This window comes from Streptomyces sp. NBRC 109706 (assembly GCF_000974485.1).
Taxonomy (GTDB): Bacteria; Actinomycetota; Actinomycetes; order Streptomycetales; family Streptomycetaceae; genus Streptomyces.
Genome location: NZ_BBOM01000004.1, coordinates 1,060,377 through 1,082,783, shown reverse-complemented (window position 1 = coordinate 1,082,783; position 22,407 = coordinate 1,060,377). Strand labels below are relative to the sequence as shown.

The window sequence follows — 22,407 nt, the reverse complement described above, 5'->3', positions numbered from 1 at the left end:
CTAACGTGATGGCGGCCGTCAGCGGTGCTCGGCCTTGGCGGTTCGCGACATCAGCTCCTCGACCGCGACCTGCGGCGGGGTGCCCTCGTGCACGATGCCCACCACCGTCTCCGTGATCGGCATCTCCACTCCGTGACGGCGTGCCAGATCCAGTACCGAACGGCAGGACTTGACGCCCTCGGCGGTCTGCCGGGTCACCGCGATGGTCTCGGCCACCGTCATGCCGCGGCCCAGATTGTTGCCGAACGTGTTGTTGCGGGAGAGCGGGGACGAGCAGGTGGCGATCAGATCGCCCATGCCGGCGAGACCGGCGAACGTCTTGGGGTCGGCCCCCATCGCGAGGCCGAGCCGCGACGTCTCGGCGAGCCCCCGAGTCATCAGCGACGCCTTGGTGTTGTCGCCCAGGCCCATCCCGTCGGCGATGCCCACGGCCAGCGCGATCACGTTCTTGACCGCGCCGCCCAGCTCGCAGCCGACCACGTCGGTGTTGGTGTAGGGCCGGAAGTACGGCGTGTGGCAGGCCGACTGGAGCCGGCGGGCCACCGACTCGTCCGGGCAGGCGACCACGGAGGCGGCGGGCTGCCGTTGGGCGATCTCGGGCGCGAGATTGGGCCCGGAGAGGACCGCGACCCGCGCCGGTGGCACCGCGGCGACCTCCTGGATCACCTCGCTCATCCGCTTGGCGGTGCCCAGTTCCACGCCCTTCATCAGCGACACCAGCACGGCGTGCGGCGGCAGCGCGGCGCCCCAGTCCGCGAGGTTCTCCCTGACGGTCTGCGAGGGGACCGAGAGAGCGGCGAACTCGGCGCCGCGCGCCGCCTCGGCCGGATCGGTGGTGGCCCGGACGCCGTCCGGCAGCCGCAGTCCTGGCAGGTAGTCCGGATTGAACCGTTCGGAGTTGATGACGTCGGCGACCTCGGCACGGCGTGCCCAGAGCGTCACCTGGCAGCCGGCGTCGGCCAGGATGGCGGCGAACGCGGTCCCCCAGGAACCGCTGCCGTAGACGGCGACCTGTGTCACTCGGCTTTCTCCTTGTCGGGCGTGCTCCGCTGGTCCGGCCGCGCCTGCGGGGTCTTGCGGTACACGAAACGCTCCGCGGGCGGTGTCTCCTGCCTGACCTCCGCGAGCAGTGCGGTGATGGCGTCCATGATCCTGTCAGTGATCTCGCGCAACCGCTCGGCGGTCGGCTCCAGACCGTGGAACTCCTCCAGATCCACCGGATCGCCGGCCACCACGATCAACGTCCGGCGCGGCAGCAGCCGCAGCCGCCGGGTCTTGGCGTAGGGCGGCATCACCTCATGGGCGCCCCACTGCGCGACCGGGATCACCGGCGCCCCGGTGGCCATGGCGACGCGGGCCGCGCCCGTCTTGCCCTCCATGGGCCAGAGCCCGGGATCGCGGGTGAGGGTGCCCTCCGGGTAGAACGCGACGCACTCGCCCTGCTGGACCGCGTCCACCGCGGCCCGGAACGCGTCGGCGGCGTCGGTGGTCTCCCGGTAGACCGGGATCTGTCGGGTGCCGCGCATGAACCGACCCACCAGCCCCCGCTGGAACAGCACGTTCTTGGCGAGGAATCGTGGCACGCGTCCGGTGTTGTACTGGAAGTGCGCATACGAGAGCGGATCGAGATACGAGTTGTGATTCACCACGGTGATGAATCCGCCGGCGGCCGGAATACGGTCCATTCCGCGCCAGTCCTGCTTGAAGAAGATCCGCAGCAGCGGTTTTACCAGAATTGCTGCCAGCCGGTACCAGAAGCCGATTCTGCGGCGAGACACTCAGACACCATCTCCTCTTGCACTGTTCCGGCGCGGTCCGCTGCGGACAGCCGCACAAGTGTGGCCCTGGGTCAGGGGACTGTCCAGCGCCTCGCCGCTGCGCCACCACCGTCTCTGCGCACCCTAGTCCGCGCCGCCGTCGCCCACCGCACGGGTGTGCGGAGAACGTCAGCGGACCGGCCACCGGGCCAGCCGTCCGAGTCCGGCCGGGGCGGGGGAGAATGACCCGATGCGCGACTTCGACTGGGCTCTTGTCGTTCCGCTGAAACCGTTGGGGCGCGCCAAGAGCAGGCTGGCCGACGCGGTCGGGGACGCCGGCCGGCGGGCGCTGGCGCTGGCCTTCGCCGAGGACACCGTCGGCGCGGCGCTGGCCTGCCGGTCGGTGCGGAATGTGGCGGTTGTCACGGATGATCCGTTGGCCGCGCGGCGGCTGGGCGCCCTCGGCGCGCTGGTCGTCGCCGACGAGCCGGCGGCCGGGCTGAACGCGGCGCTGGCCCATGGCGCGGCACTGCTGCGGGCGCGGGACGCGGAGCGGCCGGTGGCGGCGCTCAACGCCGATCTGCCCGCGCTGCGCCCCGCGGAGTTGTCGAGGGTGCTGGCCGCCGCCGAGGGGTACGAGCGGAGTTTCCTGCCGGACGCGGCCGGCGTCGGCACCACGCTGCTCGCGGCCCGTGGCCGGACGGCGCTGGCCCCGGCGTTCGGCGGCCCGTCCCGGGCGCGCCACCGCGCCTCGGGCGCCGTGGAGTTGCCGCTGGCGGGGGTGGACAGTGTGCGCAGGGATGTGGACACCGGCGCCGATCTGGCGGTGGCGCTGACGCTGGGCGTCGGCCCCCGCACCGCGCGACGGCTGGACGAACTGCGCGACGCGGCCGGCTCGTTGAGCCCGTCCGGCTGAGCCGGAAACCCCGGCGGATCGGAACGTCCGGAGCGTCAGAACGTCTGGAGCGTCAGAAACGTGACGCGGCGCTCCGCCCCCTCGCCGGCCACCTCGATCCGCAGCCGCTGCCCGGGGCGGACCAGACGCAGGCCGCCGGCGTCGAAGGCGGCGGCGTCGAACGTCAGCGGCGTGCCGTCGTCGAGCAGCACGCTGCCGGCGCGGGTGGCCGGGTCGAAGGTGTAAGCGGTGGCCTGCATGGGGCGAGCCTAACCGGTGGCCCGACGCGGGAAAACAGCTGCGGGCCGGGCTCCTGACAGGGAGTCCGGCCCGCGGGCGGCCGTGCGGCGATGACCGTCACTTGCGGCGCGAGGTGGCCTTCTTGGCGGTGGTCGCACGGGACGACGCCCGCTTGGCCGGAGCCTTCTTGGCGGTCGTCTTCTTGGCCGGTGCCTTCTTGGCGGTGGCCTTCTTGGTGGTGGACTTCTTGGCCGTGGTCTTCTTGGCGGCGGCCGAACGGCTGGTGGACTTCTTCGCCGTCGCGGTCCGCTTGGCCGTGCTCTTCTTGGCGGCGGCCTTCTTGGTCGCGGCCTTCTTGGTGGTGGTGCCACCCGAAAGGCTGCCCTTGGGAGCCTTCTTCACGGCGACGTCGTTCTTGGGGAGCTTCTTCGTCCCCGCCACCAGGTCCTTGAACCCCTGGCCGGCACGGAAGCGCGGCACCGAGGTCTTCTTGACCCGAACCCGCTCGCCGGTCTGTGGGTTGCGCGCATAGCGGGCCGGCCGGTCGACCTTCTCGAACGAACCGAAGCCGGTGACCGAAACCCGCTCACCCGAGACCACCGAGCGGATGATGGCGTCGAGCACGATATCGACGGCGTCGGCCGCCTGCTGACGACCACCGAGCTTGTCCGCAATCGCTTCTACGAGTTGCGCCTTGTTCACGTCTTCCCCTTCGCAGGCATTGCTGGAACGAATGTGTTCAAGCTTTTTCGCACGTTAGGCAGATATATTCCGCAAATCAAACGCGAAACGGGCGAATCACCCTTGTGTCGCAACGAACTCGCCCCGTCACGAAGCTCCGTCGCGGCCGCCGGTGGCGCGGTCCGATGGCAGCCGACCCTCGTCGACGTCCGCCATCAGTCGCTCCAGCCGGCGCGCCGCGCCCGGCAGATCCCGCTTGGTCGCCGCGGTGATGACCAGCAGCTTCCGAGCCAGGGCCTGCCGTACGTCCTCGGGCACTTGCAGCTCCCGCACCGTCCGGTGCGCGTCCTTCAGTCGAGCGGCGACGCGGTCGTAGAGTTCGAGTTGACCGTCGCGTTCCATGCGGCCGATTGTGCCACCTTGGGCCGGTTATCGCCCCCTAAGCCCCCCAACGCCCGTGTCGCGCCTGCGATCACGGCTGCGCTCACGACCGCGCCCCCGCCGGTGGAACCGACGGGGGCGCGGGTGTCGACGAAACGTCAGGCGGCTTGTGTGCGGGGCTTGTAGGCGGGGCGAGCAGCCTCGAAGGCGGCGACGTCCGGTTCGTGCCTGAGGGTGAGACTGATGTCGTCCAGGCCCTCCAGGAGACGCCAACGAGCGTTCTCGTCAAGATCGAAATCGGCCTCGATCCCGGGCGCGGTGACCTTCCGCGCGACCAGGTCGACGGTCACCTCGCTGGCCGGCTCGCGCTCCACGAGCTCCCAGAGCGCGTCCACCGTGGTCTGCGGGAGGACGACCGTCAACAGGCCGTTCTTCAGGGAGTTGCCACGGAAGATATCGGCGAAGCGCGGCGAGATGACCGCCTTGAAGCCGAAGTTCTGCAGGGCCCAGACCGCGTGCTCCCGGGAGGAGCCGGTGCCGAAGTCCTCGCCGGCCACCAGCACCGAGGCGCCCTGGTACGCGGGCTGGTTGAGGACGAACTCCGGGTCCCTGCGCCAGGACTCGAACAGGCCGTCCTCGAAACCGTCCCTGGTGACCTTCTTCAGCCAGTGGGCCGGGATGATCTGGTCGGTGTCCACATTGCCGCGCCGCAGCGGAACGGCCCGGCCGGTGTGCGTGGTGAAAGCTTCCATGGGTCAGACCTCCACGGGGGTCGGGACATCGGCCAGATCGGCGGGCGAGGCGAGGCGGCCGGTGAGCGCGGTGGCCGCGGCGACCTGCGGCGAGACCAGGTGCGTACGACCGCCCTTGCCCTGCCGGCCCTCGAAGTTGCGGTTGGAGGTGGAGGCGCAGCGCTCCCCCGGGGAGAGTTGATCCGGGTTCATGCCCAGACACATCGAACAGCCGGCGTGCCGCCATTCGGCACCGGCGGCCGTGAACACCTTGTCAAGGCCCTCCTCCACCGCCTGGAGCGCGACCCGCACGGAGCCGGGCACCACCAGCATCCGCACGCCGTCGGCGAGCTGGCGACCCCGCAACACCTCGGCGGCCGAGCGCAGATCCTCGATCCGACCGTTGGTGCAGGAGCCGACGAAGACGGTGTCGATGGCGATCTCCCGCAGCCGCTGCCCGGCGGTCAGGCCCATGTACTCCAGGGCCTTCTCGGCGGCGAGCCGCGCGCTCGGGTCGTCGTAGGAGGCCGGGTCCGGCACGGCCTCGGAGAGCGGCGCGCCCTGGCCCGGGTTGGTGCCCCAGGTGACGAAGGGGGCCAGCTCGGCGCCGTCGATCACCACCTCGTGGTCGAAGACGGCGTCCTCGTCGGTGCGCAGCGTCCGCCAGTAGGCGACGGCCTCGTCCCAGTCGGCGCCCCGCGGGGCGTGGTCCCGGCCGCGCAGATAGTCGAAGGTCGTGGCGTCGGGGGCGATCATGCCGGCCCTGGCGCCGGCCTCGATCGACATGTTGCAGATGGTCATCCGGGCCTCCATCGAGAGCTTCTCGACGGCTTCGCCCCGGTACTCGATCACATAGCCCTGGCCGCCGCCGGTGCCGATCCTGGCGATGATGGCGAGGATCAGATCCTTGGCGGTGACGCCGGCGGGCAGCTCGCCCGTCACCGTGACGGCCATCGTCCGGAACGGGGCCAACGGCAGCGTCTGGGTGGCCAGCACATGCTCGACCTGGCTGGTGCCGATGCCGAACGCCAAAGCGCCGAAGGCTCCGTGCGTGGAGGTGTGGCTGTCGCCACAGACCACCGTGGTCCCCGGCTGCGTCAACCCCAACTGCGGGCCGACGACATGGACCACGCCCTGCTCGGCGTCGCCCAGCGAGTGCAGCCGCACTCCGAACTCGGCGCAGTTCTTGCGCAGGGTCTCCAACTGGGTCCTGGAGACCGGGTCGGCGATCGGCTTGTCGATGTCCAGCGTCGGGGTGTTGTGGTCCTCGGTGGCGATGGTGAGATCCGTGCGACGCACCCGACGGCCGCTCTTGCGCAGCCCGTCGAACGCCTGCGGGCTGGTGACCTCGTGCAGCAGATGGAGGTCGATATAGAGCAGATCGGGCTCGCCCTCCACCCGTCGGACGACATGGTCGTCCCAGACTTTCTCCGCCAGTGTCCGTCCCATCGCGTTTCCTCCGGCCTCACCGCTGGTCTGGGCCGCCTCGTCACGCTCCCCCGCGCACGCATGACGGCCGTGGTCCGCGGGATGCCGCGGCGCACCTCACCAAGGGTGGCGCTTTCCTCGGGGATATGAACTTGCGTTTCACACTGTGAGACGCGAGTATCGTTTCATGGACAACTCTAGTGGCGACTCCAGTGGGGTGGGCGTACTCGACAAGGCGGCCCTGGTTCTGGGCGCTCTGGAGTCCGGACCGGCCACGCTGGCCGGCCTCGTCGCGGCGACCGGGCTGGCCCGGCCCACGGCGCACCGGATGGCGGTGGCCCTGGAGTACCACCGGCTGCTGGCGCGGGACATGCAGGGCCGCTTCGTGCTCGGGCCGAGGCTGGCCGAGCTGGCCGCGGCGGCCGGCGAGGACCGGCTGTTGGCCACGGCGGGGCCGGTGTTGACGCATCTGCGCGATGTCACGGGCGAGAGCGCGCAGCTCTACCGACGCCAGGGCGACCGCCGGATCTGCGTGGCCGCGGCCGAGCGCCTCTCCGGACTGCGGGACACCGTGCCGGTGGGCTCCACACTGCCGATGAAGGCCGGCTCGGCGGCCCAGATCCTGCTGGCCTGGGAGGAGCCCGAGCGGCTGCACCACGGCCTCCAGGGGGCGCGCTTCACCGCCACCGCGCTCTCCGGGGTGCGGCGGCGCGGTTGGGCGCAGTCCATCGGCGAACGCGAGCCCGGCGTCGCCTCCGTCTCCGCCCCCGTGCGCGGCCCGTCCAACCGCGTGGTGGCCGCCGTCTCCGTCTCCGGGCCGATCGAGCGGCTGAGCCGCCACCCGGGCCGGATGCACGCCCAGGCCCTCCTGGAGGCCGCCGGGCGGCTCACCGAGGCACTGAGGCGCGGCACGGCGCTCTGAAGCCCCGGCCGGGGCCCTCAGGGCTCATCCACGGGCCGGCGCGGCGCTCTCGCCGCTGTGCCGCCGGCCCATCCGATCGGCCATCCGCTCACCCCGCGCCGCTATCGGCTCAATGCCGGTGGCCGCGCCCAGGCCGGTCGGCGGCAGGTTCACATAGAACGACTCGGCGGCGCCCGCGGGGACCACGAACGTCTCGTGCCAGAACCCGACCCGCGCCCCGGCCCGCAGCGCGCGGTTGAGCCGCGCCCAGGCCGGGCGGTGCTCTCCCTCGGTGTCCGAGGCGTATGCCGCGAGGCGTTCGACGGACGACCAGTACTGCAGCACGGTGATCTGCCTCGGCGACCCGAAGAACAGCCGGTAGCCGAGCATCCCCCGCTCCTTCTCGCGGGACAGCTCGCGCAGCATCCTCGGCATCGCGCGGAACACCGGCAGCCATGAGCGCAGGCGCCAGAAGCTGTTGATCCGCATGCCCACGAGGAAGACCACCAGCTCCCCCTCGCCCTTGGCCGTCATACGCTCCCTGACGATCTGATCCGCCATCTCCGCTCCCCTCCCGGTCGGGCACCACCGCAACGCATCGGATAGTGCCGCTATCCATGTTTAGATAGTGGCACTATCCATCGCTGAGCGCAAGGGGACCCCGGCCGATGAGACTGTCCGAACTGAGCGCGCGCGGCGGCGTGTCCGTGGCGACGATCAAGTTCTATCTGCGCGAGGGCCTGCTCCCGCCGGGGCGTCGGATCAGCAGCACCCAGGCCGAGTACGACGACGAGCATCTGCGGCGGCTGGCCCTGGTGCGCGCGCTGATCCAGGTGGGGCGGATGTCCGTGGCCGGCGCGCGCGAGGTGCTCTCGGCGCTCAACGACCCCGATCTCGACGAGGTCTCCCAGATGGGGAAGGCGGTCGCCGGGCTGCCGCAGCCGCTGCCCCCCGCCGGGGACGACGGCGCCGCCAGGACGGCGGAGGAGAGCGCGCGCGAGGTCCAGCGACGGGTCGGCTGGCGGGTCGTCCCGGAGAATCCGGCGCACCGCACGCTGGTCTCCGCGCTCAGCGCGCTGGAGCGGCTCGGCTTCCCCTGCGACGACGCGACGCTGCTGCCCTACGCCGAGTTGGCCGAGCGGCTGGCCGAGCACGAGGTGGCGCTGATCGACACGTTCCACGAGCCCACCACCCGCCTGGAGGCGGTGGTCGCGCTCACCGTGCTCTACGAGCCGGTGCTGCTCAGCCTGCGGCGGCTGGCCCAGGCCGAGCAGGCCACCCGTCGGTTCGCCGGGGGGCCGCCCTCCGCCGCGCCCGACGACTGACGGCCGGTACAACCACAACGAGCAGGCGGCCCGCGCCACTTGGGACGCGAGCCGCCTGCTCGATCAAATACCGGCCAAGTACCCCCGACCGGATTCGAACCGGCGCTACCGCCTTGAGAGGGCGGCGTGCTAGGCCGCTACACAACGGGGGCCCTACCACGATCCCGAAGGATCCGTACCCCCGACCGGATTCGAACCGGCGCTACTGCCTTGAGAGGGCAGCGTGCTAGGCCGCTACACAACGGGGGCTTGACCTTGTGAACCGCTGATGCAAGATCGCGCTGGGCTACCAGGACTCGAACCTAGACTAACTGAACCAGAATCAGTCGTGCTGCCAATTACACCATAGCCCACCAAACCGCAACCCCCCAGGGGAGGTTTTGCTTGGTTGACCGCTGATTTCCGGGTGTTGAACCCCTCAGCGGCAGAAAGAACACTACCCGATGGGGGACGGTGCTCCAAAACGAGTTCGCGCCCGGGACCGTCCCCCCACCGGCTACTCCGCGAGCCTGGCCAGCGCGGCGTCCACCCGGGACAGCGTCCGCTCCCGCCCCAGGGTCTCCAGCGACTCGAAGAGCGGCAGGCCCACCGTCCGCCCGGTGACGGCCACCCGCAGCGGGGCCTGGGCCTTGCCGAGCTTCAGACCGTGTTCGGCGCCGGCGGCCAGGACGGCCTCCTTGAGCGGTTCGGCGGCCCAGTCCGGCAGGCCTGACAGCCGCTCCCTGATGGTGCCCAGCACCTCCGCCGCGCCCGGCTTCATGGCCTTGGCCCAGGACGCCTCGTCGAAGACCGGCTCCGGCAGGAACAGGAAGTCGACGTTGTCGGTGATGTCGGAGAGCACCGTGACCCTGGTCTGGGCGAGCGGCGCCAGGGCCTCGAAGGCCGCCGGGTCGAACTCCTCGGGCTTCCACGGCGCGTGCGGCGCCCGCAGCCAGGGCTCGCACGCCCGCGCGAACTCGGCCGTCGACAGCCGCTCCCTGATGTGGGTGGCGTTGATGGCCTCGGCCTTCTTCAGGTCGAAACGGGCCGGGTTGGCGTTCACCGCGCCGATCTCGAAGGCGCCGACCAGCTCGTCGAGCCCGAAGACGTCCCGGTCCTCGGCCAGCGACCAGCCCAGCAGCGCCAGGTAGTTGAGCAGGCCCTCGGGCAGGAAGCCACGGTCCCGGTAGAGATTGAGGGAGGACTGGGGATCGCGCTTGGAGAGCTTCTTGTTGCCCTCGCCCATCACATACGGGAGATGCCCGAACTCCGGGATCCGTCCGTTGCCCACGCCGATCTCCGCCAGCGCGCGGTAGAGCGCGATCTGCCGGGGCGTGGAGGAGAGCAGATCCTCGCCGCGCAGGACGTGGGTGATCTCCATCAGGGCGTCGTCGACCGGGTTCACCAGGGTGTAGAGCGGCGCGCCGTTCGCCCGGACGATGCCGTAGTCGGTGACGTTCTCCGGGGCGAACGTCAGCTCGCCGCGCACCAGGTCGGTGAAGGTGATCGGGGTGTCGGGCATCCGGAAGCGGACGATGGGCTCGCGGCCCTCCGCCCGGTAGGCGGCGGCCCGCTCGTCGGTCAGCGTCCGGCAGGCGCCGTCGTAGCCGGAGGGCCGGCCGGCGGCCCTGGCCTCCTCGCGGCGGGTCGCCAACTCCTCGGGGGTGCAGTAGCAGTGGTAGGCGTGGCCGGCGGCCAGCAGTTTGTCGACCACCTCGGCGTAGCGGTCCATCCGCTGGGACTGCCGGTAGGGTCCGTGCGGGCCGCCCACCTCGGGGCCCTCGTCCCAGTCGAGGCCCAGCCAGCGAAGCGAGTCCAGCAGCGCCTCGTAGGACTCCTCGGAGTCCCTGGCGGCGTCGGTGTCCTCGATCCGCAGCACCAGGGTGCCGCCGTTGTGGCGGGCGAAGGCCCAGTTGAAGAGCGCCGTGCGGACCAGCCCCACATGCGGGTTGCCGGTCGGCGACGGGCAGAAGCGGACGCGTACCTCAGTCACGGCGCACCACCTTGTTGGTCAGCGTGCCGATGCCCTCGATGCTGACGGCGACCGTATCGCCCACCCGCACCGGGCCGACACCGGCCGGGGTTCCGGTGAGAATGACGTCCTGCGGGAGCAGGGTCATCGACTCCGTGATGTGCACAATCAGATCCTCCACCGAGCGCACCATCTCGCTGGTGCGCCCCAACTGTCGCTGTTCACCGTTGACCGTGCACATGATGGCCAGGTCCTTCGGGTCGAGTTCGGTCTCGATCCAGGGGCCGAGCGGGCAGGAGTTGTCGAAGCCCTTGGCCCTGCCCCACTGGCCCTCCCGCCGTTGCAGATCGCGCGCGGTGAGGTCGTTGGCGCAGGTGTAGCCGAGGATCACCTCGTGCGCGCGCTCCCTGGGGACGTCGCGGCACAGCCGCCCGATGACCACGGCCAGCTCGGCCTCGTGGTGCACCTCCGAGGAGGTCGACGGATAGCCGATCTCGTCACCGGAGCCGATCACCGAGGTGGACGGCTTGAAGAAGGTGACGGGCACGTCGGGGACCTCGTTCTCCAGCTCCCGTGCGTGCTCGGCGTAGTTGCGGCCGATGGCCACCACCTTGCTGGGCAGCACCGGCGGAAGCAGCCTGACCTTGTCCAGCGGCACGCGGTGCCCGGAACGTTCGAAGTCGGCGAACGGGTGGCCCTTGATGATGTCGAGCTGGAGGCCACCCTCGTCGGTTGGCTCCCCCTCCACCACACCGAATCCGACGGTGCCGTCGATGGAGAATCTGGCGATGCGCACGGCGGGTCGTCCCTCACTGGCCCGCTGGCGGACCGCGGGCCCCTGGCTGAGCTTGGGAATACTGCGGGCCCAAGCCTAGGACAGCCGGAGAGGGGCGAAGGACGCTGCCTCCCGAACCGCGCGTCCTGGCGGCGGTCGGGAGGCGGTCGGGAGGATCAGCGCAGGCGGGCCATCAGCGCGTGCTCGACCAGGGTGATCAGGCCGCTCTTCGCCTCGGCGCGGTGCCGGGCGTCGGTGGTGATGATCGGGGCGTCGGGGCCGATCTGCAGGGCCTCGCGGACCTCCTCGGGCGAGTACGGCTGGTGGCCGTCGAAGCCGTTGAGCGCGATCACAAACGGCAGACCGCTGTTCTCGAAGTAGTCCACGGCGGGGAAACAGTCGGCCAACCGCCGCGTGTCCACCAGCACGATCGCCCCGATCGCACCCCGCACCAGGTCGTCCCACATGAACCAGAAACGGTCCTGACCCGGCGTACCGAACAGGTACAGGATCAGGTCCTGGTCCAGCGTGATCCGGCCGAAGTCCATGGCGACCGTGGTCGTGGTCTTGTTCCCCGTGTGCGTCAGATCGTCGATCCCCGCCGACGCCGACGTCATCACCGCCTCGGTCCGCAGCGGATTGATCTCCGAAACCGACCCCACGAACGTGGTCTTGCCCACGCCGAACCCGCCTGCGATCACGATCTTCGCGGACGTGGTCGAACGGGACGGCGCGGAAAGACCCGCGTCGTTAGAGCTTGCGAAGTCCACTGAGCACCCTTTCGAGCAGTGTCACATCTGGCTGACCACCGGGCTCCCCGTCATGTCCCGGCTGATGGATGGCGACAAGCCCGGCCTCGGCCAGGTCGGCCACCAGAATCCGGGCGACTCCGAGCGGAATGGCGAGCAGGGCGGAGACCTCGGCCACCGACTTCACCTCGTAGCACAGCTGGCAGATCCGCTGGTGCTCGGGCAGCTGCCCTTGCAGCCGCATCGGATCGGCGGTGGTGCTCACCAGCGCCTCGATGGCCAACTGGTAACGCGGCCTGGTGCGGCCACCGGTCATCGCGTAGGGGCGCACCAGCGGCTGTGGTGCCTCGCCGTCCTGCGGGCGCCGACGGCCGGAGGACTGCGGCGCCGACCAGTCGTCGACCGGGGCCGTGGCCTCGGGCCTCCGCCTGGCGCCGGATCCCGTCGGATGGGCGGTCCCTGACGGGGTGCCGGGACGCGCCTCGTGGTGCGGCGTCTGCGGCGTCTGTGGGTGCGCGGACGGACGTCGGTCGGGCCTGGGAGCCTGCTGCTCCGGCACCGCCCCCCGCTGTCCGCCGCTGGGCGCGGAGGGGAAGTTGAAGCGCCCCGAGCGCCCGCCGTCGTGCGGCTGCCCTGGGTACTCGTCACCGTATGGTCCGCCTGAGGGCGTTGCCACAATTCCTCCTCCGACTGCCTTCGCTGTCCACGGATACCGCGTTCACCGTTAAGCCACGTCCCCGCACCTTATGGTGCGCGGCCCCAATCCGCACACGGAGCCCGCTAGTTGAGCAGACTTCCCTGCAGTTCCGCACGCAGATCGGGCGTCAGGACCGTACCGGCACGATCCACCAACAACGCCATCTCATAACCCACCAGACCGATGTCGGCCTCCGGGTGCGCCAACACCGCCAGCGAGGAACCGTCGGAGATCGACATGATGAACAGGAAGCCCCGTTCCATCTCGACCACCGTCTGGTTCACCGCACCGCCCTCGAAGATCCGCGAGGCGCCGGCCGTCAGCGACGTCAGCCCGGAGGCCACCGCCGCCAACTGGTCGGCGCGGTCACGCGGGAACCCCTCGGACAACGCCAGCAGAAGACCATCGGCGGACACCACAACCGTGTGCGACACCCCCGGGGTGTTCTCCACGAAACTGGTGATCAACCAGTTGAGGTTCTGCGCCGCCTGGCTCATCGGGCTCACACTAACGCTCCTGCTCGTAGGTGTGACCGGGACCTTGGCCCCGTTCTTCGTTCTGCGCGCCGCGGCCCGAGCCGGCGCCGCGCCCTTGCTGTACTCCGCGTCGCAGGCTGCTCAGCCGGCCGCGGACGTCCCTCGGGTCGCGGGAGATCTGCGCTCCACCGGGCGTGGACTCGGCGGAGGAGTGTTCCGTCAGATTGGCCTTGGGCACCCGCTTGGGAAGTCCGACGGGTGTGGTGCCGCCGGTGCGCTCCTCACGGCGTGGCCCGCGTTCCCATCGCGGTTCCTGAGCCGGGGTTTCCCGCCCCGCACGCTGTGCCGAATCCTCCTCGGGCCGCTGCTGGTTCCGTGGTGTACGCCGGGGAAGCCCCTGGTCGTTCGCCGGCCCGTGCTCGGCCGCGACCGGGCCCGACGCAGGGAAGCCTACGCGGTGCGCGGGATTCCCGGGACCACCCTGGCCCGAATCGGCGGCTGGTGAGAAGCCCTCGAACTGCGCCGGTCCGGTGGGAAGCGGGTTTTCCGGCGGTGCGGGCCGCCAGGTCCCGTCCCCGGTCTGACCGGTTCCGAACGGGTCGGCCTGGGGCTGCGCCCCGCCCTGGTGGGACCAGGGCCGGCCGTCCGGCGTGGGGGCCGGATCCTGCTGCCAGGAGCCGGCCGTCGGCTGGTCCTGCCAGGCGGGTTCGCCGACCTGGGGCTGCGGTTGGTGCGGATAGCGCGGCTCCGGCAGCGGTTGGTGCGGCGGCTGCTGGCGCGCGGGCGGCGGCACGGCGTCCGGCGTCCGCCGGTCCGCCGGCTCCGTGGGGTAGCGCGAGTCGTCGAAGCCGAGTTCGGCCGCGGTGCGCAGGCCGGCCTCGCGCTGGGCCTCGCTGATCCCGCGCGGGTCGGCCATGATGCGCGAGACGGTGAACCGTTCCTCGGGGGGTGCGGCCTGGCCGCCGCCGCCGTGGGTGATGCCCTCGGGGAGCATCACGAGCGAGGTGGTGCCGGTCTGCTCCCCCGAAGGCCGCAGTTGGACCCGGATGCCGTGCCGGGCGGCCAGCCGGCCGACCACGAAGAGGCCCATGCGCTGGGAGATCGCGGCGTCGACGGCAGGCGGGGCGGCCAGCCTGCGGTTGATCTCCGCGAAGTCCTCCTGGCTGAGCCCGATACCCTTGTCGTGGATCTCGATCATGATGCGGGCGTCGGGCAGCCTGGTGGCGGTGACATGGACCCTGGCCTGCGGGGAGGAGAAGCTGGTGGCGTTCTCCAGCAACTCGGCCAGCAGATGCACCAGGTCGTTGACCACGTCGCCGTGGATCTCGCAGTCGGGGACGCCGCTGGTCTCGATGCGGCTGTAGTCCTCCACCTCGGAGGCGGCGGCCCGCAGCACGTCCACCAGCGGCACCGGGCGGTTCCACCGGTGGTCCAGCTCCTCGCCGGCGAGGACCAGCAGGTTCTCGCCGTTGCGCCGCATGCGGGTGGCCAGATGGTCCAGCTTGAAGAGGTTCTCCAGCTGCTCGGGATCGGCCTCGCGGGACTCCAACTCGCTGATCAGCCCGAGCTGGCGCTCGATGAGGCCCTGGTTCCGGCTGGAGAGGTTGGTGAAGATCGCGTTGACGTTGCCGCGCAACAGGGCCTGCTCGGCGGCGAGTCGGACCGCCTCCCGGTGCACCTGGTCGAAGGCGCGGGCGACCTCGCCGATCTCGTCCCTGCTGGCGATCGGGATGGGGGTGACGACGGTGTCGACCTGGCCGGGGTTGACCCGGGAGAGCTGGTCGACGACGGCCGGCAGCCGTTGTCCCGCCACCTCGAAGGCGGCGGTGCGCAGCTTGCGCATGTCGCGGCTCATGGAGCGGGCCATCAACCCGGCGACCACGAAGGCCAGCAGCAGGGAGGCCAGCACCGCGGCCGAGTTGACCAGCATGTCGTTGCGCGCGGCGGACGCGATGTCCTTGGCCTCGGCGACCGCCTCGTCCACCAGGTCCTGCTCGATGGAGCGGTAGGCGTCGAACTGCGCGGTGGAGGCGGCGTGCCAGGCCTCCGGGGTGAGCCCCTGCTCGGCCAGGCTCCCGGGGTCGGCGCCCGAGGCGATCAGCTGGGTCATCACGGGCAGGCTGTAGGCGTCGGGGGCCTCGACGGCGGCGGCGCCGGCCGCATCGCCCAGCCGTTCCTTCAGCCGCTCGGCGTCCTCGGGGGTGCCGGCCGAGGTGTACTCGGCCTGGGCGATGCCCTCCAGATAGGCGTAGGAGCTGAAGGCGGTGAGCTGGAGCTGGTGCGCCGTGTCGCCGGGGCCGGGGGCGACCAGCAGATGGGTGCCGATGGAGCGCTGCAGCGAGTTGGCGGCCTTGGACAGGGAGACGGCGTAGACGGTGCGCCCGTAGGTGGTGAGGTTGTCGGCGCCGAGACCGAGTTCGTTGGCGAAGGACATCAGCGGGTGCTGGATGGCGACATAGCCCTCCTCGGTCTGCACCCCGGGGAGTTCGTCCGTGTAGGCGCGCTGTCGGAGCGCGGAGAGCTGTGGCTCGGTCTCGGTGACGCCCTCCATCCGGTGCAGCAGGCTCTCGGTGTGCGGGGTCTCCTCCCAGCGCTGGTGGAACTCCTCGCGCGCCGCGTTGGTGACCCGGTAGGCCTCGCCGACCGCCGACGCGTCGCGGTCGCCCTCCAGCAGCGGTCGGGCGGTGACATCGCGTTCGTCGATCAGCGCGTGCGCGTACGCCGTGGAGGAGCGGACGAGTTCGGCGACGCGCTCGGCGTCCTGGGCCTCCCGCCAGGTGTCGTGGGCGCCGCTGACCCGCAGTCCGGCCAGGACCAGCGCGATGACCACCGGGATCATCAGGATCGCGTACAGCTTGGTGGCGACCCGCCAGTTGCGCGGGGCGAACCGCGAGCCCGTTCCCGGCTCGGTCACCGCCCGCACGGGCGTTCCGCCCTCGACCTGGGAGGGCGCACGAGGATCTTCGGCTTCCCCCGGGTTCGAGGGAGTCGCGCTACTGCGGCTCACTGGCTATCTCACCTCTCGACAGCGACAGCCGGTGCTGACCGGCCGACGTGACTGTGGAGTCGTGTGGATTCCAGCACGCTTGGGGAAGAGATTCCAATCCCCCCGGTCGTCCGGTTTCCACCAACACGAGACGCCTGAATTGGGGCATCAACTCCCAGATGTGACATTCGACCACGAAGTCGCACGCGGAGCGGAACGGGCCGCTCGCCGCGCGTAGACATGCGGATGGGGGCCTACCGGCCAAGTACCGGCCGAATCGTTACAAAACGGCGGAAGCGGAAGATGTGCTCGGGGACACAGCCCGTCGACAAACGTCGCCGATCAGTGCAGACGAGCCAGCAACGCGTGCTCGACCAGGGTGATCAGGCCACTTTTGGCCTCGGCGCGATGGCGAGCGTCCGTGGTGATAATCGGCACATCCGGGCCGATCTGCAGGGCCTCGCGCACCTCTTCCGGCGAGTACGGCTGATAGCCGTCGAAGCCGTTGAGCGCGATCACAAACGGCAGACCGCTGTTCTCGAAGTAGTCCACGGCGGGGAAACAGTCGGCCAACCGCCGCGTGTCCACCAGCACGATCGCCCCGATCGCACCCCGCACCAGGTCGTCCCACATGAACCAGAAACGGTCCTGACCCGGCGTACCGAACAGATAGAGGATCAGATCCTGATCCAGCGTGATCCGGCCGAAATCCATCGCCACGGTGGTGGTGGTCTTGTTCCCCGTGTGCGTCAGATCGTCGATCCCCGCCGACGCCGACGTCATCACCGCCTCGGTCCGCAGCGGATTGATCTCCGAAACCGACCCCACGAACGTGGTCTTGCCCACACCGAACCCGCCGGCGACCACGATCTTCGCGGACGTCGTGGCGGTGGGTGTGGCCGAGGGAGCGGGCCCGGGCGTCGAACGCCCCGTTCCGTCAGAGCTTGCGAAGTCCACTGAGCACCCTTTCCAGCAGCGTCACATCTGGCTGACCGCCGGGCTCTCCCTCGTGGCCCGGCTGATGGATGGCGACAAGCCCGGCCTCGGCCAGGTCCGCCACCAGAATCCGGGCCACCCCCAGGGGAATGGCGACCAACGCGGACACCTCGGCGACCGACTTCACCTCAAGGCACAGCTGGCAGATGCGCTGGTGCTCCGGCAGCAGCCCCTGCATCTGCATGGGATCGGCGGTGGTGCTCACCAACGCCTCGATCGCCAGCTGGTAACGCGGTTTGGTACGGCCACCGGTCATGGCATAGGGACGCACCAGCGGCTGATCGCCCTCGTCGTCATAGGACCCGTAGTTGTGGGAAGCACCGTACGAGCCCTGCGAGGGCGGCGGGGTGTTCATGGCTCCTCCGAGCTTTACATGAGTTCGACGACGCGGATGATGGTGCTCATGTGGGGGGAGCTTGACCTCAGTTGAGCAGACTTCCCTGCAGTTCGGCGCGCAAGTCGGGGGTCAGGACCGTGCCCGCACGATCCACCAACAACGCCATCTCATAACCCACGAGGCCGATATCGGCCTCCGGATGTGCCAACACCGCCAGCGAGGAACCGTCGGAAATGGACATGATGAACAAGAACCCCCGTTCCATTTCCACCACGGTCTGATTCACCGCACCGCCCTCGAAGATCCGCGAGGCGCCGGCCGTCAGCGACGTCAGCCCGGAGGCCACCGCCGCCAACTGGTCGGCGCGATCCCGTGGGAATCCCTCGGACATCGCCAGAAGAAGACCATCGGCGGACACCACAACCGTGTGGGACACCCCCGGGGTGTTCTCCACAAAACTGGTGATCAACCAGTTGAGGTTCTGGGCCGCCTGGCTCATCGGGCTCACACTAACGCTCCTACTGATAGGTGGGGCCTTGGCCCCGGTCCGTGCGACCGGCCGAAGAACCGGCCTGGCGCCCCTGCTGAATGCCCCTGCGGAGATTGGTCAACCGGCCGCGGACATCGTCCGGACGGCGGGAGACCGAGGGGCCCGAGGGAGCCGCCTGCTGCTGATCCGGCTGCGCCGCGCCCGCCACCAGGTTGGCCCTGGGGACCCGCTTGGGCAGCCCCGACGTGGTGACGCCACCCGCGCTCGGCTGCCGCAACTGCTCGGCCTGCCGCCACCTTTCGTCGTTGGGCGAGGCGCGCCACGGCGCACCGCCGCCCTGCGGGGTGGGGGCCGGGGTGGGGGGCACCGCACTCGCCGGACTGTCGTCCGGGCGCGCGACGGTCGGAGACGGCTCTGGCGCCACCGGTGGGGGCGTTGGCGCGGTCGGGGACGGGGCCGTCCTGGTCGGTGCCGAGGCGTCGTCGCCGAGCTGCGGCGGGACGGCACGGCGGGTGCCGAACCAGGTCGACTCCATCTCCTCGAAGATGGGCGTGCGTTCGGGAGAGCGGCGCGGTTCGGGCGCCGGCAGCGGCGCGTCCAGCTCGTCCTGCGGGCGCTGCCAGGAGGAGGTGCGCCGGAGGCCGGCACCGGCCTCGGGCCGCTGCTGCCCGGTGGGCGGCGCCGACTGGTCGGGACGCCGCGCCTGGTACTGACCGGTGGGGTGCTCCGCGGTCTGCCCGACCGTCGGATAGGGGCCGCTGGGGAACTCGCCGGTGTCCTGCGGCCCGCCGGGGGCCGGCCGGGCGGCGGGGGGCGGCGCGCCGAAGACCGAGGGCTCGTCGAAGCGGCCGCCCGGCCGCCCGTCGGGGCGCGGCGCCTGGGGTGCCTCGGGCGCCCACGGCCGCTCCGGCGCCTGACGGGCGTCGGGATGCGGCTGGTCGGCGCGGGGTGCCTGCGGCAGCCGGGGCTCGGGGCGGGGCGGGCCGGGCTGGGCGCCGGAGAAGTCGGACCGGGCGTGCTCGCCGGTCGACTCGGGCGAACCGGCCGCCCTGGACGGCTCGAACGCGTCGTTGACCGCGGGTATTCGGGCGGTGTCGTCCCCTCCGGTGGCCCAGCTGGGGCGGCCGGCGCCGCCGCCCGGCGCGGCCGCCGGCTCGGGGCGTCCCGGCGCGGCGCCGGCCGGCGTGCGCGGCGGCTCCAGACTTCCGGGGCCCTGCCGGGGTTCGGCCGAGGAACGGGAGGGCAGCGCGGGCCGATCGGGACGCCCGGGCGCGCCGAGGGCCTGCTGCCCACGGCCGGGGCCGGCGTCGCCGTCCGACCTGCCCTTGCCGAGCGAGGGGCGGCGCACCGGCGGGGTGTCGCGCTGCAGCGTGGCCGATGTGGTCTCCGTGGGCCCGGCGGGGCGGATCCGCCCCGAGCCCTGGGCGACCTCGGCCGGCAGCATCACCAGCGCGGTGGTGCCGCCGGAGTCCGAGGGGCGCAGCTGGATCCGGATGCCGTGCCGCAGGGAGAGCCGGCCGACCACGAAGAGGCCCATCCGGCGGGAGACGGAGACGTCCACCGTGGGCGGGTTGGCCAGCCGGTCGTTGATCTGCGCCAGGTCCTCGGGCGAGAGGCCGATGCCGGTGTCGTGGATCTCGACCAGCACCCGGCCGTCCGGCAGCGCGTGTCCCGTGACCTTGACCTTGGTCTGCGGGGAGGAGAACGAGGTGGCGTTCTCCAGCAGCTCGGCGAGCAGGTGGACGAGGTCGTTGACCACCCGGCCGGCGACATCGGTCTTGGGCACCGCGCTCAGCTCGATGCGTTCGTACTGCTCCACCTCGGAGGCGGCGGCCCGCAGCACGTCCACCAGCGGCACCGGGCGGGTCCACCGACGTCCCGGCTCCTCGCCGGCGAGGACCAGCAGGTTCTCACCGTTGCGCCGCATGCGGGTGGCGAGGTGGTCGAGCTTGAAGAGCGAGGACAGCTGGTCGGGGTCCGCCTCGCGGGACTCCAGCTCGGAGATGAGCGACAGCTGCCGCTGGATCAGGCCCTGGCTGCGGCGGGAGAGGTTGGTAAACATCGCGTTGACGTTGCCCCGGAGCAGCGCCTGCTCACCGGCCAGTCGGACGGCCTCCCGGTGCACGTCGTCGAACGCCTGGGCCACCCGGCCGATCTCGTCCCTGGTGTGCACACCGACGGACTCGACCGAGGTGTCCACCTCGCCGGGCTCGGCGTCGGACATCTGCCGGACGACCTCGGGCAGCCGGGTGCGGGCCACCTCGGTGGCGGTCTCCTGGAGGCGGCGCAGCGAACGAACCATGGAGCGGGCCACCACAAAGGCGCCGACCAGCGTGATACCGAGCACCAGCAGGACGATCGCGCCGTTGACGAAGGCGTCGCGCTGGGCCTCGTCCCGCAGCTGGCGGGCCTGGTCCTGCATCTCGAAGAGCAGGGTGCGCTCGATGGTGCCCATCGCGTCGATCTTGGTGCGGTCCTGGTCGTACCAGTCCCGGTAGGTGCGCTCCTGGCTGCGGATGCCCTCCTCGGCCGAGAACACCCGCTGGGCGTAGTCGTTGGCCGCGGCGACGTTGACGATGCCGCCCTCCAGCGGGCGCAGCAGCTCCCTGGCCCGTTCGGGGTCGCCGTAGATCTGGGTGAAGTTGTCGAGGGCGACCGTCTCGCTGAGCTGGTGGGTGCGGCCGAAGCGCCAGTCGGCCTCGGACAGCTCGGCCTGCTGGCCGGGCAGTTCGCCCCTGGCCAGGCCGGCGGTGATCACCGCGCGCTGGATGGAGGCGTGCTCCTTGGCGGAGGAGAACGCGGCCAGCGCACGGGTGCTGCGGATCATGTCGCTGTTGTTGGTGGCCTGCGCCATGTCCTGGGAGAGGCTGAGCAGGGCCTCGATCACCTCGTTGTACTGGGTGATCGTCTGCGCGGTGTACTCCTCGTCGTTGTAGGCACCGTTGCGCACCGCGCTCAGCTCGTTGAGCCGGCGACCGATGTCGTAGATGGTGGCCTCGACACCGCGCATCGAGTCCTCGGTGCCGCGGATCCGCAGCCGCGCGTCACTGAAGGCGGCCATCGCCTCGTCGGTGCGCTCCCGGGGGCCGACGACGTCCTCGCTGGTGTCGTCGTCCGCGCTGATCAGCGGACCGGCCGAGCGGTCCCGCTCCTCCTGGAGCGCGGCGGCGAGCAGCGTCGCCTGCTGGGTGATGTCGGTGAGCAGCTGCATGTCCTCCAGCTGCTCGACGTTGCCCAGTGAGGTCTCGATACGCAGCGCGCCCATCACGGTGGCGGCGGCGACGGGGAGCGCGATCAGGGAGACCAGGCGCGTGCTGATCCGCCAGTTGCGCAGGGCGAGGCGCGAGCCGCCGCGGATCGGACGGCTGGGCGGTGCGTCCTTGGCGGGGCTCTCGGCCTCCTCGGCCGCTCGCTTCCTGGAAGGCTGCTCCTTGCCGCCCGTGGTCGGCCGCGCCTTTTCGGCGTCCGGAGCGGGGCCGGTGGCCGAGCCGCGGTCTACCGCACCGCTTCGCTCCGCGTCCCCCGCGGCACTGCCTTCCCTCTTGAAACGTCCCTGCACTAGCGTCGCAACCTCTGGACCAGGCGTTCCCCCGCGGGTGCGGCGAAACGGTATCGAGCCGGGGGCAGTCGTCGCCCCGTAACGGTCGTTTGGGCAACCGGCGCGTGACGGTGATCAGCCGGGTGAGTGACGCCGGTGTGCGCCCTCACGAAATCCGCTGACCCGCGTCGGTTCGTGGAATTCCAGCACAGTGGCCGATCTCCAACAAGGGCCCGGGATACTCCTGTGACATCTATGACGCTGTGAAGGTGAAACATCACCTGGCGTGCACAGATCACACGGAGAAACCGGACTTTTGACCGGGCCGTCACCATCGACCCCGGACCTGTTCACGCTTCCGCGAAGTATCGGAGGATACTCCGCCCGCAACGCATACCACGACCGATGAAGAATGGACCGATCCGCCCGATTCACCCCTTGTCCCGTGAGGAAACTCACACCCCACGGGCGACTATCACCCCACCTTCGTCGGGTAGCCGGCCCTTAGCCTCGGCTTTACAAGGCTTCCCGGAATGACAAGGCTGAACACCGTGAAGAGCACGCTGATCACCCGCTCCATCGCCAATCCACGGCGTACCACCCTGGCACACCTCGTGGACGCCAGCGCACTCGCCCCCGCCGAGTTGGCCCCGGCCGGCTCCCCCGAGGCGCCGGCGCACACGGCCAACCCTCGTCGCACCGTGTTGGAGAAGGGCCAGGAGCCGTCCCTGGCCGGCTACTTCGAGGCCCTCGCCCGCTGACCGGGCGCGACCACCCCGCACGAAAGCCCTCACACGAGAGCCCCCGGCCGATCGGCCGGGGGCTTCGTCGTGTGCGTGTCCAGGGGCCGTCAGCTCTGCCAGCTGCGCGGCACCCGGTAGGTGCTGACCCGCTCCAACCGGCGCCAACCGGCGGTCCTCGGGTGGACGGGGGCCGGCGTCGGGGCCCCGCTCCTGGCGGCCCTGGCCATCAGCAGCGCGGTCACGGCGGCCAGTTCCTCGGCGCTGGCGGCGCCCCGCTCGACCCGCACCAGACGCGGGTCGGTCGTCTCAGAACTCATCGGTGGCTTCCTC

The 22,407-nt window shown here is 70.9% G+C and carries 23 protein-coding genes and 3 tRNA genes; 4 read left to right on the top strand and 22 right to left on the bottom strand.

All coding sequences use genetic code 11. The features are described from left to right. Positions 1-18: 18 nt before the first annotated feature. Complete coding sequence (locus AOM46_RS04505) at positions 19-1,020, bottom strand: NAD(P)H-dependent glycerol-3-phosphate dehydrogenase (protein ID WP_062205841.1); 1,002 nt, start codon at positions 1,018-1,020, stop codon at positions 19-21. Then, a complete protein-coding gene (locus AOM46_RS04500; RefSeq protein ID WP_062205840.1) occupies positions 1,017-1,778 on the bottom strand; it encodes a 1-acyl-sn-glycerol-3-phosphate acyltransferase in 762 nt (253 codons plus the stop codon). Before AOM46_RS04500 ends, AOM46_RS04505 begins: the two co-directional genes overlap by 4 nt. Positions 1,779-2,007: 229 nt before the next feature. On the opposite strand from AOM46_RS04500, the gene cofC reads away from it, so the two are divergent. Continuing rightward, positions 2,008-2,673, top strand: a complete 666-nt coding sequence (gene cofC, locus AOM46_RS04495) for a 2-phospho-L-lactate guanylyltransferase (RefSeq protein WP_062205838.1) — start codon at positions 2,008-2,010, stop codon at positions 2,671-2,673. Between the two features lie 35 nt (positions 2,674-2,708). Here cofC and AOM46_RS04490 read toward each other — a convergent pair whose 3' ends face one another. The 5 genes from AOM46_RS04490 to leuC form a co-directional block, all read right to left on the bottom strand. Beyond that, a complete protein-coding gene (locus AOM46_RS04490) occupies positions 2,709-2,912 on the bottom strand; it encodes a hypothetical protein (protein ID WP_062205836.1) in 204 nt (67 codons plus the stop codon). Between the two features lie 97 nt (positions 2,913-3,009). Next, the gene (locus AOM46_RS04485; RefSeq protein WP_062205831.1) at positions 3,010-3,594 is read right to left on the bottom strand and encodes an HU family DNA-binding protein; all 585 of its coding nucleotides are present in this window, start codon (positions 3,592-3,594) and stop codon (positions 3,010-3,012) included. Positions 3,595-3,720: 126 nt separating this feature from the next. Next, a complete protein-coding gene (locus tag AOM46_RS04480; RefSeq protein ID WP_062205826.1) occupies positions 3,721-3,975 on the bottom strand; it encodes a hypothetical protein in 255 nt (84 codons plus the stop codon). Positions 3,976-4,112: 137 nt separating this feature from the next. After that, a complete protein-coding gene (leuD, locus tag AOM46_RS04475) occupies positions 4,113-4,706 on the bottom strand; it encodes a 3-isopropylmalate dehydratase small subunit (protein ID WP_062205824.1) in 594 nt (197 codons plus the stop codon). Between the two features lie 3 nt (positions 4,707-4,709). Next, entirely contained in the window at positions 4,710-6,134 is a 1,425-nt protein-coding gene (gene leuC / locus AOM46_RS04470) for a 3-isopropylmalate dehydratase large subunit (protein ID WP_062205822.1), read from the bottom strand. A 166-nt stretch (positions 6,135-6,300) separates the two neighbouring features. Between leuC and AOM46_RS04465 the strand changes: the two genes are divergently transcribed. Beyond that, positions 6,301-7,035: an IclR family transcriptional regulator gene (locus AOM46_RS04465; RefSeq protein ID WP_062205818.1), complete on the top strand. Its 735-nt coding sequence runs from the start codon at positions 6,301-6,303 to the stop codon at positions 7,033-7,035. 24 nt (positions 7,036-7,059) lie between these two features. Here the strand turns inward: AOM46_RS04465 and AOM46_RS04460 are convergent, their stop codons facing one another. Beyond that, on the bottom strand, positions 7,060-7,575 hold the full coding sequence (locus AOM46_RS04460) for a DUF4188 domain-containing protein (RefSeq protein WP_199823915.1): 516 nt from the start codon (positions 7,573-7,575) through the stop codon (positions 7,060-7,062). 107 nt (positions 7,576-7,682) lie between these two features. Here AOM46_RS04460 and AOM46_RS04455 point away from each other — a divergent pair, with 107 nt between their 5' ends. After that, positions 7,683-8,339: a MerR family transcriptional regulator gene (locus tag AOM46_RS04455; protein WP_062205815.1), complete on the top strand. Its 657-nt coding sequence runs from the start codon at positions 7,683-7,685 to the stop codon at positions 8,337-8,339. Between the two features lie 79 nt (positions 8,340-8,418). Here the strand turns inward: AOM46_RS04455 and AOM46_RS04450 are convergent. The 13 genes from AOM46_RS04450 to AOM46_RS04390 all read right to left on the bottom strand — a co-directional run bounded on the left by AOM46_RS04450 (position 8,419) and on the right by AOM46_RS04390 (position 21,355). After that, positions 8,419-8,491 (bottom strand) — tRNA-Glu (locus AOM46_RS04450). A gap of 24 nt (positions 8,492-8,515) precedes the next feature. After that, positions 8,516-8,588, bottom strand: a tRNA-Glu gene (locus tag AOM46_RS04445). Between the two features lie 32 nt (positions 8,589-8,620). Continuing rightward, positions 8,621-8,692 (bottom strand) — tRNA-Gln (locus AOM46_RS04440). A gap of 143 nt (positions 8,693-8,835) precedes the next feature. Continuing rightward, on the bottom strand, positions 8,836-10,311 hold the full coding sequence (gene gltX, locus AOM46_RS04435; protein ID WP_062205812.1) for a glutamate--tRNA ligase: 1,476 nt from the start codon (positions 10,309-10,311) through the stop codon (positions 8,836-8,838). Then, the gene (locus AOM46_RS04430) at positions 10,304-11,086 is read right to left on the bottom strand and encodes a fumarylacetoacetate hydrolase family protein (protein ID WP_062205809.1); all 783 of its coding nucleotides are present in this window, start codon (positions 11,084-11,086) and stop codon (positions 10,304-10,306) included. Before AOM46_RS04430 ends, gltX begins: the two co-directional genes overlap by 8 nt. A 155-nt stretch (positions 11,087-11,241) precedes the next feature. Continuing rightward, positions 11,242-11,835 (bottom strand): ATP/GTP-binding protein, encoded by a 594-nt coding sequence (locus AOM46_RS04425; protein WP_078856451.1) that lies wholly within the window; start codon positions 11,833-11,835, stop codon positions 11,242-11,244. Beyond that, entirely contained in the window at positions 11,816-12,490 is a 675-nt protein-coding gene (locus tag AOM46_RS04420; RefSeq protein WP_062205806.1) for a DUF742 domain-containing protein, read from the bottom strand. Before AOM46_RS04420 ends, AOM46_RS04425 begins: the two co-directional genes overlap by 20 nt. A gap of 104 nt (positions 12,491-12,594) precedes the next feature. Continuing rightward, complete coding sequence (locus tag AOM46_RS04415; RefSeq protein WP_062206445.1) at positions 12,595-13,008, bottom strand: roadblock/LC7 domain-containing protein; 414 nt, start codon at positions 13,006-13,008, stop codon at positions 12,595-12,597. Between the two features lie 10 nt (positions 13,009-13,018). Further along, positions 13,019-15,901, bottom strand: coding sequence for a nitrate- and nitrite sensing domain-containing protein (locus AOM46_RS04410; protein ID WP_370592632.1), 2,883 nt, complete (start codon positions 15,899-15,901; stop codon positions 13,019-13,021). 414 nt (positions 15,902-16,315) lie between these two features. Continuing rightward, positions 16,316-16,930, bottom strand: coding sequence for an ATP/GTP-binding protein (locus AOM46_RS04405; protein ID WP_078856450.1), 615 nt, complete (start codon positions 16,928-16,930; stop codon positions 16,316-16,318). Further along, on the bottom strand, positions 16,911-17,324 hold the full coding sequence (locus AOM46_RS04400; protein WP_062205801.1) for a DUF742 domain-containing protein: 414 nt from the start codon (positions 17,322-17,324) through the stop codon (positions 16,911-16,913). The genes AOM46_RS04405 and AOM46_RS04400 overlap by 20 nt, the downstream gene beginning before the upstream one ends. A 67-nt stretch (positions 17,325-17,391) precedes the next feature. Next, positions 17,392-17,805, bottom strand: a complete 414-nt coding sequence (locus AOM46_RS04395; protein ID WP_062205798.1) for a roadblock/LC7 domain-containing protein — start codon at positions 17,803-17,805, stop codon at positions 17,392-17,394. 19 nt (positions 17,806-17,824) lie between these two features. Next, complete coding sequence (locus AOM46_RS04390; RefSeq protein ID WP_062205795.1) at positions 17,825-21,355, bottom strand: nitrate- and nitrite sensing domain-containing protein; 3,531 nt, start codon at positions 21,353-21,355, stop codon at positions 17,825-17,827. 530 nt (positions 21,356-21,885) lie between these two features. Between AOM46_RS04390 and AOM46_RS04385 the strand changes: the two genes are divergently transcribed. Then, complete coding sequence (locus tag AOM46_RS04385) at positions 21,886-22,095, top strand: hypothetical protein (RefSeq protein ID WP_062205792.1); 210 nt, start codon at positions 21,886-21,888, stop codon at positions 22,093-22,095. Between the two features lie 89 nt (positions 22,096-22,184). On the opposite strand, the gene AOM46_RS04380 is transcribed toward AOM46_RS04385, so the two are convergent. Then, entirely contained in the window at positions 22,185-22,394 is a 210-nt protein-coding gene (locus AOM46_RS04380) for an acyl-CoA carboxylase subunit epsilon (RefSeq protein ID WP_062205789.1), read from the bottom strand. Between the last annotated feature and the right edge of the window lie 13 nt (positions 22,395-22,407).